Consider the following 12,485-nt stretch of genomic DNA (forward strand, 5'->3'; position numbering starts at 1 on the left):
CGGCTACACCAGGGTGAACGACTCCCACGGCCCGATCGCGTCGCGGTTGGGCACGAGCGGGTCGGCGCCGGTGTTCTCGGCGCACACGTACTTCCCGTTCGCCCCGCAGCGGAAACTCACCGTGCCGTCGGCGTTCTCGACCAGCGCGAAGATCTCCCAGCCGCCGATCGCCTCCCGGTCGGCGGTCAGCGCGACCGCGCCGGCGTTCTCCGCGCAGACGTACCTGCCCGTGCTCTTCACCCGCAGCGCCACGTTGCCGGCGCCCAGATCGACGACGACGAACTTCTCGCCCGCACTCGCGGCGCTCGCCACCAGGGCGCCGGAGGCCAGGGCGACGTACCGGTCGTTGGCCTTCGAGCGCAGCGCGACGGTGCGGTTCGGGTCGTCGCCACCCACCGGGTCGGCCCCGACCAGCGGTGTGGTGAAACGCTTCTCGGTCAGCGCGACCTCGCCCCTGAGCATGCGCCCGCCGTCGTTGGTCAGGCGCAGGTAGTAGTCCGACGAGCAGGCCGTGCCGTCTTCGTCCAGGGTGAGGAAACCGGCCGGGGCGGTGGCGGGCGTCTCGGCGGTCTTGGCGATCTGGTTGCCCTCGTTGTACTCGTCGAACATCGAGACGTAGATGCCGGCCGCCCCCACGCGCACCATGTTGTAGAACTGCCGCCACATGAAATCGCCGTGCGCGCGCTGGCGTTCGCTCACGTCACCCGGCAGCACGCAGGGCTGGTAGTCGATGCCGTGGGCGTCGCAGTCGGCCTGGTCGGGGGTGTTCACCTTCTCGTAGAACCAGTCCGAGCCGTCGGCGTCACCGATCCGCCCGACCATCCACGGCGAGAGCATGTCGAAGGCGTGGTACACGTCGCCGAAACCGCTGCGGGAGTCGTTCTTCCCCTCCCGCCAGTAGGTCGGCACCCCGCCGATCACGTAGCAGCCCTGCTCCTGCAACCAGTGGACGACGTCGAGGCAGTCCGCCGCGGCCCAGTCGTGGTTCTCGTCGTTGAACCCGAAACCCCAGATGCAGACCACCGGCCTGCCGTTCTGCGTGGCGTACGCCGACGACGCGGTGTAGGCCTTCATCTTCGACGTCCAGTCGGCGGGCAGCTGCGTGGCCATCTGCTTCCAGCCGGTCACGTCGTACATGATGTAGAACTTGCGCCCGGTGGCCTCGGCGGCCGTGCGCACCTTCGCGGTCATGTCGTCACGCGTCGGGCCCTCACCGCCGGTCGGGTCGAACCGCTGGAGAGCGGCCGTGTCGCAGCCGTTCTCCTGCATCCAGGCGAAGTGCGTGTCCACGGTCTGCTGGTCGTACGACGAGAACAGGGTGGCCGGGCGGCCGTTGCCGAGTGCGGGGAAGGCTGTTTCGTAGGTGGTTTCGTACTCGCTCATGTCCGGCCAGGCCTTGATCCCGTTGTTGCTGACCGACGGGGCCTTCTGCGCGTCCGGGCTCCAGTGCCACCAGCAGTCGATCGGCGAGCCGTCGCCGGTGGCCGCGAACCAGCCCTGGTAGCCGACGGTGATCTTGCCGACCACGTCACCGGCGGCGGATCCCGCCGCACCGCTGGCTGCTTCGGTGGCTGGTTCGGCCGCCATCACCCGCTGCGCGCCGAGCGCGGCGGCGGCCAGCGGCAGGGCGAGGGCGGAGGCGAGAAAGGTACGGCGGCGCGTGCTGCCCACGACGGGAACTCCCTGGAACGATGCGGATCCGGCTCCGCGACGCTACCCAGGTGCCACCGGTGCGACGTCAACTCCCGGTCAGTGCCGGGTCAAGACGAGCCATAGCGCGCCGGTTCAATGACTCCGCTCACATTCGGCGTCCGGCAGCGGGTTTCGGGTCAGCGCATCACGTAGCGCCGCACCACCCGGAACGTTCCGTCACCCAGGTCGGCCGAGGCGTCCTGGATCTGGAGCTCGTGATGGAAGTCCCAGCGGGTGCGGAAGTCCCAGCGGGCACCGGTCAGTTCCACCCCGAACGCCGACACGCCGCTCAGGTCGGCGCCGAAGAGCGTGGCGTCCTTCAGGCTGACCGACGACATCCGGGCGTCCCGCAGATCCGCGCCGGTCAGGTCGGCGTGGTCGAGGTGCACGTTGCCGGACCGGGCCGAGCGGCCCATCATGATGCCGCGCATGCGGGCGTCCGTCAGGTCGGCGCCGGTCAGGTCGGTGCCGCCGAGCGAGGCACCGGTCAGGTCGGCCTCGCTCAGCGTGGCCGACACCATCTGGGTCTCGGTCATGTGGGCGCCGGCCAGGCTGGCGTGCGCCAGGTCGGCGTTGGACACCTCGGCCTTCTTCAGGTCCGCGCCGGACAGCCGGACCCAGGTCAGTGCGGCCCCGCTGAGGTCGGCGCCGCGCACCGCGGCGTCACCCAGGTCGGCGTGGTCGAGACGGGCGCCGTGCAGGTCGGCGTTGCACAGGTCGGCGCCGTGCAGGTGGCCCTCGCGCAGGTCGGCGGTGGCCAGCTGGGCGCCCTTCAGGTTGGCCCAGGTGAGCACCGTCTGCTGGAGCTTGGCCCCGTGCAGGTCGACGCCGGACAGGTTGGCGCCCTCGAGGTTGGCCTCGGTCAGGTTCGCCTCGGTCAGGTTGGCGCCGTGCAGGTCGGCACCGCGCAGATCGGTGCCCTGGAGACTGCACCGGCTCAGGTCCGCGCCGTGGAGCCGGTAGTCGCGCAGGTGGGTGTTGTTCCTCAGGTCACGGCCGGCCAGATCATCTTCACCGACACTGTTGACAGCCATGGCAAACATGGTCGGGCGGGGTGGGCGGACCGGCCACCCGGGCACCCCCGCCCGGCCCAACCGGTGTGCGCGGTCCGGCGTCGTCCATGGTGGTTGATCGTTCCTGATCGGATGGCTGCGGGCGGGCGCGGGGCGACCGAGAATCGGGTGCATGGCGCACGCGGAGTTCCACCGTAAGGACCTGGACTACTCGCCCTGGGCGTTCTGGCAGGAGGCGGGCGACGAGGCCCGCGAACGCCAGCTCGCCCTTCAGCGCGACCTGGTGGCACTGGACGGGTACGAGCTGGGGGAGCGGTGTTTCGTGTCGCCGCTGGCCTCGGTGCACAACGAGAAACTGCGGCTGGGCGACCGCACCTGCGTGGCGGCGGGCGCCTACCTGACCGGGGAGCTGAGCGCCGGGCGGGACTGCACGATCAACGCGTACGGTGTGGTGCGGGGTTCGGTGCGGCTGGGTGACGCGGTGCGGATCGGGGCGCACACCTCGATCCTGGGGTTCAACCACTCGATGGACGATCCGGGCGTCGAGGTGTTCCGCCAGCCCCTGACCTCGGCCGGGATCACGATCGGGAACGACGTGTGGGTGGGCTCGCACGTGGTGGTGCTCGACGGCGTGACGGTGGGCGACCGGGCGGTGCTGGCGGCCGGGGCGGTGGTGACGAAGGACGTGCCGGCCGGGGCCGTGGTCGGCGGGAACCCGGCGCGGCTGCTGCGCTGGCGGGTGCGGCCGGAGACGCCCGGCGACCCGGTGGGGGAACTGGAGGCGTTCGGGGCGAGAGCCCGCGCATCGGCCCAGGAACTGCTGGATCGCGCCTGGGACCCGCGGCGGGGGCTGTTCGCCGACCGGCCCGGCGCCGCCGTCACGGTGCGCGCCCAGTGCGACGCGGTGGAGATCGCCGACCTGCTGCTGGGCGGTCCGCCCGGGCAGCGCCCGGCCGCCGAGCAGGTGGCCTGGTTGCGGGGGCGGCAGGATCCGGTCAGTGGTCTCGTGGGGGAGATCACGGACGATTCGGCGGACGGTCTGGTGGACGTTCCGGTGGACGGCGACGGGCCGCGCCCGGGCACCGCCGGCCTGGACGACCCGCAGGCGCTGTATCACGTGCTCTGTGCCGGGTATGCCCTGGATCTGCTCGGAAGTGCTTTTCCCGAGCCGGTTCACGCGGTGGGGCGGCTGGGCGCCGACGGCCTGCTCAGGTCCGTGGCGGCCCTGCCCTGGGCGGACCGGGCCTGGCACGCCGGGGCCTGGGTGGACGCCGTCGGCACCGCCTGCCACTGGAACCGCCGGGCCGCTCCCGGCAGCGAGAGCCCGGTGCTGGAGGCGCTGTCCGGATGGCTGCTCACGCACGCCGACCCGGACACCGGGCTGTGGGGCCGGCGCACGCCGGCCGAGGGGCTGCTCCAGCCGGTCAACGGCTTCTACCGGGCGTCGCGGGGCACGTTCGCCCAGTTCGGGCTGCCCCTGCCGTATCCGGAGCGGGTGATCGACACGGTGCTCCAGCACGTGCGCGACCCGCGCTGGTTCGCGCCCGGGCGGTACAACGCCTGCAACGTGCTCGACGTGGCCCACCCGCTCTGGCTCACCCGGGGCACCGGGTACCGCGCCGAGGAGGTGACGGCGGTGGCGGGGCGCCTGCTCGGCGTCGTCCTCAAGCAGTGGGTGGACGGCGCCGGATTCGCCTTCGCCGCACCCCCGCTGCCGGGGCGGGCCGGGAGCGGCCCGGTCGGGCCTGCCGGAAACTGGCCCGCGGAAACGGTTCCCGGGCTCCAGGGCACCGAGATGTGGCTGTCGGTGGTCTGGCTGCTGGCCGACCTGCTGGGCGGCGCGGGGGCCCTGGGTTACCGGCCCCGGGGCGTTCACCGACCGGAACCGGCTGCGCTCTAGCGGTTTTCGTGAGGCAGGTCGGTGTTGTTCGGATCGGTGTGGTTCGGGTCGCCGGCGGTCAGCCGGCGCAGGGCGATGTCCCAGCGTTCCACGTGGGCGCGGTAGCCGGGGATCGCCTGCTGCGGCGGGGCCAGGGACAGGCCGGCCCGGTCGATGAGCCGGCCGAGCTGCTGCCGTCGGAGGGGATTGAGGCGGAAGGGCATGACCCGATTGTGCGCCCGATGGCGGTGGTGAGGGATGTTCTGTCAGTCCCCCCTTGGTGCGGACTCCGCCGTCAGCATGCTGTCGCCGCGCATCAGATCCACGGGGAGGCGCTGCTCCAGCGTGCTGAACTGCTGGTGGACGTCGGCGAGCGCGGCTCTGCGCACGGTTTCGGTCTGCCGGGCGGGGGCGTGGGTGACCACCGGGCGCAGCACGTCGTAGCCGACGAAGGCCAGCATGCCGTGGTGGATGTGGAACAGCAGGCGGTCCAGGTCGCCGTACTCCCGGCCGGGGCCGAAGTCCGCCTGGGCGCCGCCGGTGGAGATCAGCAGCACGGCCCGGCGGCCGGTCAGGGCGCCCTGGCCGAAGATGCCGTGCTCGCCGCCGAACACGCTGCCCATCACGAACACCCGGTCGATCCAGCCCTTGAGCACGGCCGGCACCGAGAACCACCACAGCGGGAACGAGAGCACCAGCAGGTCGGCGCGGTGCAGGGCGGCCAGGTGCTCACGCACGTCGGCGGGCAGGGTGCCGTCGGCGGCGGCTCGCTGCTGCTCCGCCTGGGGCTTGAAATAGCCGGTGGCCGAGGGGAAGTCGGAGGACGCCAGGACGGCGTTCCAGCCGGTGGCGTAGAGGTCGAGCACCTCGACCGCGTAGCCCCGGCCGGTGAGGGCGGCGCGGGCCTCCCGCATCTGGGCGGAGCCGAACGACTGCGGCTCGGGATGGGCGTGCACGATCAGGGCGGTCGGCGACATGGTGCAAACGTATCGTCATATTCCGATGTGACGCTACGACTTCGTCAGAGTTCCTGGCCCAGGGTGGCGACGAACCGGGCGATCCGTTCCTCGTCGCGGCGGTAGTGCCGGTACTTGCCCACCCGGCGCGAGCGCACCAGCCCGGCCCGTTCCAGCAGGGCCATCGCGGCCGAGGTGGTGGACTGCGCCAGCCCGGCCTTGGCCTGGATGTGGGTCACACACACCCCGAACTCCTGGCGGTCGGCGATCGGCTCGTACATGGCGAAGTGCCGGTCCGGGTCGCGCAGCCAGGTCAGGATCTCCACCCGGGCCGGGTTGCTGAGAGCCTTGAACACGTCGGCCAGCTCGTCGGGCGTCATGATCGTGCGCCCGGGTGCTTGAGCCGGTACCGGCTCACCAGCCCGGCCGCCTGGGTCGCCACGAGCACCAGCACCACCGCGGCGAGCACCCCCTGCCAGGGCTCGGCGAAGACGCTGCCGCCCACGGTGCCGACGGCCAGGTACACGGCCGACCAGAGCGCGCAGGCCGGGGCGTTGGCGACCAGGAACGTGCGCCAGTCCAGGCCGAGGAACGCCGCGGCCAGCAGCACCGGGATCCGGCCGCCGGGCAGCAGCCGCGACACCAGCAGGGTCTGTACCGGGTTGCGGTGCAGGCGTTCCTCCACGGCGCCGAGGTGGTCGTCGTCGCGCAGCCAGCGCAGCCGCCGGGCCAGGGCCCGGCCACCCACCCGGCACAGCGCGTACATGCCCAGGTCGCCGAGGTAGGCCCCGGCCGCGCCGGCGGTGAGCACCAGCACGAGCAGCAGCGGGTCGTGGTGCCAGGCGAACGCGCCCACGCCGCTGACCGCGGCGCCGGTCGGCACCACCGGCACGATCGCGCCCAGGGTGACGGTCAGGAACAGCCCGGCCAGCGTGGCCAGCCCGAGGCTCGTGGTGGCGTCGACGGTACCGTCGCTCAGCGTGGTGGCTGCGGGCACCGGGATTCCTCCGGATCGGTGTGCGGTGTTTCGTGGACGGGTCGGTGACGGGCGTGGCGCCGACGTGGAGCATGCTGGCACGGTGCTGCCCGAAGTATCGCCCCGGGTCGGTCCCGGCCTCACCTGGCTGGGGCACTCGACCGTCGTCCTCGACCTCGACGGCGCGCGGCTGCTCAGCGATCCGCTGCTGCTGCGCCACAACTGGCCGCTGCGCCGCCGGGGCCCCCGGCCGGATCCGCGGCTGTGGGAGAAACCCGACCTGGTGCTGCTGTCGCACCTGCACCACGACCACGCCGAGCTGGGCTCGCTGCGGCTGCTGCCGGGGGTGCCGGTGCTGACCGCCCCGGAGAACGCGGCCTGGTTGCGGCGGCGGGGGGTCACGGCGGCTGCGGGTGGCCCCGGGGGCGGGACCGCGGGCTCGGTCGCGAGCGGGGCCGCGGGCTCTTCGGGTGACGCTGCGGGCTCTTCGGGTGACGCTGCGGGCTCTTCGGGGGACGGGACGGGACTCGGGCCGGATGGCTGGTTCGGGGTGCCCGGGTCGAAGGTGCGGGCGCGGCTGGTGCGGGCCGACCACGGTCACCGGCCGATGCCGCACCGCCCGAACGCCGCGAACGGCCACCTGGTGCAGACGCCGGACCTGACCGTCTACCTGGCCGGCGACACCAGCCTGTACGACGAGATGGCGGACCTGCCCGCCCTGGCCGGTGGCCGGATCGACCTGGCCGTCGTGCCGATCGGCGGCTGGGGGCCGAAACTGTCCGGCGGGCACATGGATCCGGACCAGGCCGCCCGGGCCTGCGCCCTGATCGGGGCGCGGGCGGCGGTTCCCGTGCACTGGGGCACGCTGCACGCGCCGGTGGTGGGCCGCTATCCGGCCGGATGGATGGACGCCGGCGGGGAGAACTTCGCCCGCGCCCTGCGACGGCACGCCCCCGGCTGCCGGCCCGTCGTGCTGGAGCCGGGCGCGGGCATCACGATCCCGGGCTGATCCCGGGCTGATCTCGGGCTGATCTCGGGCTGATCCCGGGCTGATCCCGGGCTGATCCCGGGCCCGGCCCAGCGTGGCCCGGCCCCAGCGTGGCCCGGCCTGCGCGTCTCGGCCGGCCGGATCAACCCGCTCCAGCGGGCGCCCGGGCCGGTTCCGGTGCCCGCGGTGCGGCGGGGAGCCGGACCGTGACCATCAGCCCGCCCGCCGGGGAGGACACGAGTTCGAGGGTGCCGTGGTGGGCGCGCACGATGCTGTTCACGATGGCCAGGCCGAGCCCGGCGCCGGCGTGCTCGTCGGTGCGCACCCGCTCGCTGCCGCGTTGGAACGGCTCCAGCAGGGTCGGCAGCGTCTCCGGTGCCAGGGGACGTCCGGTGTTCGAGACCCGCAGCACCACGCAAGCGTCTCCCGTCGCGGTGTCGACGCTGACCGTGCCACCGCCGGGAAGGTTGTGGACGATGGCGTTCTGCACCAGGTTCGTCACCATCCTCAGCAGCAGCTCGGCCGAGCCGCTGGTGCGGGCCGGGCAGCCGCCCACGTCGAGCGTCACCCCGCGTCTCTCGGCCAGGGGGAGCAGGGCCTCGGCCGCCTCCTCGGCGGTGAGTGAGAGGTCGACGCTCTCGCGGGTGAAGTGACCGCGCTCGCCGCGGCTTAGCAGCAGCAGGGCTTCGGTGAGGTCGATGGCCCGCCGGTTGGCCGTGTTCAGGCGCTCGATCAGCTCGTCACGGTCCAGGGACGGATCGCGGCGGGCCACGTCGAGCATGGCGTGGGAGATGGCCAGCGGGGTGCGCAGCTCGTGCGAGGCGTTCGCCGCGAACCGCTGCTGCTCGGCGACGTGCGCCTGGAGCTTCTCCAGCATCGCGTCGAAAGCGTCCGCCAGTTCCCGGAACTCGTCCTGGCGGCCGGGCATCCGGATACGGTGCGACAGCGACCCCTGCCCGGCCGTGCGGGCCGCCTGCGTGATCCGGGTCAGTGGGGCGAGCATGCGGCTGGCCAGCACCCAGCCGCCGAGCAGGCCGAACCCGAGCAGGAAGGCCAGGGTGGCGGCGGTGGCGGGCGCCAGGGCGTGGAGCACGAAGTAGCGGTTCAGCGGGAGGGCCGTGGCACCCGGGGGCTCGGTGGGGACGCCCGGCAGGTGACGCAGCAACGAGACCCAGATCGTGGCCAGCACGAGAATGCCTGCCAGGCAGAGGAACCCGGCATAGCTGAGAGTGAGCCGGAGTCGTGCGCTGAGCCCGCGCGGGCGGTTCACGGCCGGTCTTCCGGGGGCATGGACGTCGGGGTGGACGTCGGGGTGGACGCCGGCGCGGATCGTGCGGTCGGGTCGGCCGGCGTCTCGATGCGGTAGCCGACGCCGGGCACGGTGGCGATGAGCCAGGGTTCGCCGAGGCGTTTACGCAGGGCGGAGACGGTGATGCGCACGGCGTTGGTGAGTGGGTCGGCGTTCTCGTCCCAGGCCCGGGCCAGCAGTTCCTCCGCGCTCACCACCCCGCCCTCGGCGGCCATGAGCACCTCCAGCACCGCGAACTGCTTGCGGGTGAGCGCGACGTAGTGCCCGTCGCGGAACACCTCACGCCGGAACGGGTCCAGCCGTAGCCCCGCCACCGCGCGCACCGGCGGCCGGGGCTGCGCCCGGCGCCGGTCCAGGGCCCGCAGCCGCAGCACCAGTTCCCGCAGGTCGAACGGCTTGGTCAGGTAGTCGTCGGCGCCGAGCCCGAACCCGGAGACCTTGTCGTCGATCCGGTCGGCGGCGGTGAGCATGAGGATCGGGATGCCGCTGCCGGACGACACGATGTGCCGCGCCACCTCGTCGCCGGAGGGACCCGGCACGTCGCGGTCGAGCACCGCCAGGTCGTAGGTGTTGAGATCGAGCAGTTCGAGGGCGTGGTCACCGTCACCCGCGATGTCGGCGGCGATCGCCTCCAGCCGCAGCCCGTCGCGCACGGCCTCGGCCAGATGGGGTTCGTCTTCCACGATCAGCACACGCATGTCTGGCCCCTACGACGGCGAAGTGGGCGCATCCGGACGGCTCACCAGCTTATCCCGGCCGGTTCCACCAGGGGCGCGACAGCAGGCCCGCCAGCAGCGCCCCGGTGGCGTTGACCAGCACGTCGTCCACCGACGACACCCGGTCGAGACGCAGCACGTACTGCGCGGTCTCGATCAGGACCGAGCCCGCGGCGCCGAGGGCCAGCACCCGCGGCAGTGACGCCACCGCCGCGAACCGGACCGGTGCGAAGAACCCCAGGGCCGCCAGCACCAGCAGGTTGCCGCCGATCCCGGGCAGTCCCGTCGTGGCCAGGTCGCGCAGCGGCACCAGGCTCAGCCGGCCGGGCACCACCCCGGCCCCGGAGCCCGGCATCGTGGTGAGCCACACGAACGGCACGGTGCCGTAGACCATTCCGACCTCGGCCAGCGACCGGAGCCAGGCCCGCGAAACCCCCGCGGCCCGCCGCCGGCGGCTCAGCGCCCAGGCCGTCAGGAGGGCCACGGGCGCCCCGAGCAGCGTCACGAACAGCACCCCGTTGAACGTGTCGAGGCAGCCGTGCGGACGGCCGGCCAGGCAGGTGGGCGCGGACATCAGGAGCGGCCCGCGCAGAACGGTGGCCGCGGCGACGACGGCGAGCAGGCCGAGCCCGGCCAGGGCGGTCTGCGCCGCCCGGCGGCCCGGGTGCGCCGCCTGGGAGGGCGTACCGAGAGTCATGCCGCTACCCAACCCGGAAGCGGGTTGCCCCGGCGTATGCGTTCGCCGATACGTCCGCGATACACGCCGGCGCCGTGAACCCGCTGCATCACGGGCCGGACGGCCGTGGCCGGGGAGTGCCGATCAGGATCCGGGTGCCGCGGCATCCGCTCGCCGGGCCCCGCACCGCTCCAGCCAGCGCACCAGCTGCCGGTGCACCATGTCCGCCCCGTAGAGCAGTTCCTCGCCCTCCACGGTGCGGTCGAGCAGGTCCGGGTCGACCGGCCAGCCGGCCGGGTGCACCAGCACGGCCTGGTTCTGCCAGCCGCCCAGCCCGCCGTGCGAGCCGACGAGTTCCTCGAACGCGTGCACCTCCCCGGTGCGCGCGTGCAGGGTCGAATGCACATACAGGTCAGGGGCGTTGCGCATCTGCGCCACCCGGATCAGGTCGGCGGCGGCGCGGGGGCCGAAACCGGCGAGCGGGTCCCGGCCCTCCACGAGGTCCTCCAGCAGCACCCGGATGCCCGCACGGCCCATCACCAGGGGACCGCGGGCGCTGTCGACCACCACGAAGCCGATGCCGGGTTCGGTCAGCAGGCCGGGGATCAGGCCGGGCAGGTCCTCGGTCAGCGTCTCGGCGCCGACCCGGCCGGGACGTCGCGGGAACCAGACCAGGCCGAGGTTGCCCGACCCGACCACCACCAGCTCCGGGCGCTCGCCCTCGTCGGCCGAGGGGGTCGCCGCCGAGGTGGGACCGGCCAGCATCCCCGAGTCCCCGGCCCGTTCCACCCTCCGCCGGGCCCAGCGCGTGCGCGGGGGCCGGCCGGTGGTGAGCACGTCGCGCAGCAGCGCGTTGAACGGGCCCCAGCCCTCCACGTCGCCGGTCTCGGCCACCGTCTGCCCGGGCGCGGTGCCCGCGTGCTCCCGCACCGCGGCCTCCAGGGTGCGCCCGGTCAGCTGCCGGAACGTCGTCCCCTGGCTCTGACCGTGGTCGGAGAGCACGACGAACCGGTAGTCCCGCGGTGCGGCCGCCGCCACCCGTTCCAGGGTGCGCAGGGTCAGGTCGAGCCCGGCCAGGGCGTCGATCGACTCGGGCCGGGAGACCCCGGCGTGGTGCGCGATCTCGTCGTAGTCGACGAAGTCCACGAAGATCACCGGGGCCGCGGCCATCATGTGCTCGGCGACCAGCGCCACGTTGAGGTCCCTGAGGACGACGTTGGTGATCCCGCGCAGCGCGACGTACGCACCCCGCCGCGGGATCCGTGGCTCGATACCGCGCACCCGCTGCTGGCGTCCCTGGTACAGCTCCTTGACGATCTCCGCGACGGTGCGCACCAGGGTGCGGGCCGCCACGAAAGGGCTGAAGAAGAAACGGATGTAGGCGCTTCCGGGGCCCAGGTCGCCGCGCCGCGCGGCCCGGCTCATCACCATCAGCGAGGTCGGGGCGTCGCCGCTGAACATGTTCGACACGCTGACCCCGCCGTCGGCCAGCAGCCCCCGCCCGTCCGACAGCCGGGACTCGATCTCGGCGGCGTCCCCGGGGCGGTTGGCCACCATCAGCCGGCCGGTGTCCTTCTCGTACCACCGGAACGCCGGGATGCCGTCGTTGCCGCCGTGCAGCAGAGCCGCCTGGCTGGCCGGGGTGGTCGAGGGCACCCGGGCCCACCACGGCGTCATCTCGTGCGAGCCGGACCGCACCCAGTGCGACAGCGTCGGCAGTACCCCGGACACGATGCCGTTCTGGAGCAGCGGGTAGGGCAGCCCGTCGATCTGCACGATCACCACGCCGCACGGGATCTCGCGCGGCACCTCGGCGCCGCTGCGCCGCCGCCGGGCCTCACCCCGCCGGATCAGGTCGCCCACCACGTAGGAGCTGTCGTTGACACTCACCACCGACCGGGTGACGGCGGCCAGCAGGCCCACCATCAGCAGGGTCTGCGCCACCGCCTCCACCCCGGTGACGACCACCCCCGGCACCACCAGCAGCGCCAGCATGATCAGCGCCACCTGCGCGGTCAGCCCGAGGAACAGGGCGGTGAACGCCCCCGCCAGACCCGCCACCAGACGCAGCGCGGGCCGGGCCGTCGCGTCCACCGCGGCCGTCACCGCGGCCACCGCGAAGGCCCACCACCAGTGCGCGATCTCGAGACCGGCCAGCACCCACGACGACACCAGCAGGGCGGCCGCGTTCGGGACCAGCCCGATCAGGGCGTCCCGCAGGTCGCGACCGGAGATGATCAACGACCTCGGCACAACCGGCAACATTAACCGCAAAGGGCG

General features: G+C 73.2%; 12 protein-coding genes. 2 read left to right on the forward strand and 10 right to left on the reverse strand.

The features are described 5' to 3' along the window. Positions 1 to 3: 3 nt before the first annotated feature. Positions 4 to 1,671: a hypothetical protein gene (locus KIH74_RS23975; protein ID WP_214158380.1), complete on the reverse strand. Its 1,668-nt coding sequence runs from the start codon at positions 1,669 to 1,671 to the stop codon at positions 4 to 6. A 158-nt stretch (positions 1,672 to 1,829) separates the two neighbouring features. After that, on the reverse strand, positions 1,830 to 2,726 hold the full coding sequence (locus KIH74_RS23980) for a pentapeptide repeat-containing protein (RefSeq protein ID WP_214158381.1): 897 nt from the start codon (positions 2,724 to 2,726) through the stop codon (positions 1,830 to 1,832). Between the two features lie 151 nt (positions 2,727 to 2,877). Between KIH74_RS23980 and KIH74_RS23985 the strand changes: the two genes are divergently transcribed. Further along, positions 2,878 to 4,605 (forward strand): acyltransferase, encoded by a 1,728-nt coding sequence (locus KIH74_RS23985; RefSeq protein WP_246572959.1) that lies wholly within the window; start codon positions 2,878 to 2,880, stop codon positions 4,603 to 4,605. On the opposite strand, the gene KIH74_RS23990 is transcribed toward KIH74_RS23985, so the two are convergent. From KIH74_RS23990 to KIH74_RS37960, 4 genes are read right to left on the reverse strand one after another with little or no spacing between them, the layout of a single operon-like run. After that, positions 4,602 to 4,808 (reverse strand): hypothetical protein, encoded by a 207-nt coding sequence (locus KIH74_RS23990; RefSeq protein WP_214158382.1) that lies wholly within the window; start codon positions 4,806 to 4,808, stop codon positions 4,602 to 4,604. The two genes, KIH74_RS23985 and KIH74_RS23990, sit on opposite strands and share 4 nt — an antisense overlap. A 42-nt stretch (positions 4,809 to 4,850) precedes the next feature. Next, complete coding sequence (locus KIH74_RS23995) at positions 4,851 to 5,561, reverse strand: NAD(P)H-dependent oxidoreductase (protein ID WP_214158383.1); 711 nt, start codon at positions 5,559 to 5,561, stop codon at positions 4,851 to 4,853. 44 nt (positions 5,562 to 5,605) lie between these two features. After that, positions 5,606 to 5,920 (reverse strand): ArsR/SmtB family transcription factor, encoded by a 315-nt coding sequence (locus KIH74_RS24000; RefSeq protein ID WP_214158384.1) that lies wholly within the window; start codon positions 5,918 to 5,920, stop codon positions 5,606 to 5,608. After that, positions 5,917 to 6,537, reverse strand: a complete 621-nt coding sequence (locus KIH74_RS37960; RefSeq protein ID WP_214158385.1) for a DedA family protein — start codon at positions 6,535 to 6,537, stop codon at positions 5,917 to 5,919. The genes KIH74_RS24000 and KIH74_RS37960 overlap by 4 nt, the downstream gene beginning before the upstream one ends. Before the next feature lie 82 nt (positions 6,538 to 6,619). On the opposite strand from KIH74_RS37960, the gene KIH74_RS24010 reads away from it, so the two are divergent. Further along, positions 6,620 to 7,525 carry an MBL fold metallo-hydrolase gene (locus KIH74_RS24010; protein WP_214158386.1) on the forward strand — a complete coding sequence of 302 codons (906 nt, stop codon included), beginning with the start codon at positions 6,620 to 6,622 and terminating at the stop codon, positions 7,523 to 7,525. Between the two features lie 121 nt (positions 7,526 to 7,646). Here the strand turns inward: KIH74_RS24010 and KIH74_RS24015 are convergent, their stop codons facing one another. From KIH74_RS24015 to KIH74_RS24030, 4 genes are all read right to left on the reverse strand, one after another. Beyond that, a complete protein-coding gene (locus KIH74_RS24015) occupies positions 7,647 to 8,774 on the reverse strand; it encodes a sensor histidine kinase (RefSeq protein ID WP_214158387.1) in 1,128 nt (375 codons plus the stop codon). Beyond that, entirely contained in the window at positions 8,771 to 9,511 is a 741-nt protein-coding gene (locus KIH74_RS24020; protein ID WP_214158388.1) for a response regulator transcription factor, read from the reverse strand. The genes KIH74_RS24015 and KIH74_RS24020 overlap by 4 nt, the downstream gene beginning before the upstream one ends. A gap of 49 nt (positions 9,512 to 9,560) precedes the next feature. Further along, on the reverse strand, positions 9,561 to 10,226 hold the full coding sequence (locus KIH74_RS24025) for a VanZ family protein (protein WP_214158389.1): 666 nt from the start codon (positions 10,224 to 10,226) through the stop codon (positions 9,561 to 9,563). Between the two features lie 123 nt (positions 10,227 to 10,349). Continuing rightward, the gene (locus tag KIH74_RS24030) at positions 10,350 to 12,458 is read right to left on the reverse strand and encodes an alkaline phosphatase family protein (protein WP_214158390.1); all 2,109 of its coding nucleotides are present in this window, start codon (positions 12,456 to 12,458) and stop codon (positions 10,350 to 10,352) included. Positions 12,459 to 12,485: the final 27 nt, after the last annotated feature.

Source organism: Kineosporia corallincola, from assembly GCF_018499875.1.
GTDB classification, from domain to species: domain Bacteria; phylum Actinomycetota; class Actinomycetes; order Actinomycetales; family Kineosporiaceae; genus Kineosporia; species Kineosporia corallincola.

Coding starts and splice junctions, on each gene's coding strand:
- KIH74_RS24000 (WP_214158384.1), bottom strand. CDS start 5,920: ATGACGCCCGACGAGCTGGCCGACGTGTTCAAGGCTCTCAGCAACCCG.
- KIH74_RS24025 (WP_214158389.1), bottom strand. CDS start 10,226: ATGACTCTCGGTACGCCCTCCCAGGCGGCGCACCCGGGCCGCCGGGCG.
- KIH74_RS23985 (WP_246572959.1), top strand. CDS start 2,878: ATGGCGCACGCGGAGTTCCACCGTAAGGACCTGGACTACTCGCCCTGG.
- KIH74_RS24020 (WP_214158388.1), bottom strand. CDS start 9,511: ATGCGTGTGCTGATCGTGGAAGACGAACCCCATCTGGCCGAGGCCGTG.
- KIH74_RS23980 (WP_214158381.1), bottom strand. CDS start 2,726: ATGGCTGTCAACAGTGTCGGTGAAGATGATCTGGCCGGCCGTGACCTG.
- KIH74_RS23990 (WP_214158382.1), bottom strand. CDS start 4,808: ATGCCCTTCCGCCTCAATCCCCTCCGACGGCAGCAGCTCGGCCGGCTC.
- KIH74_RS23995 (WP_214158383.1), bottom strand. CDS start 5,561: ATGTCGCCGACCGCCCTGATCGTGCACGCCCATCCCGAGCCGCAGTCG.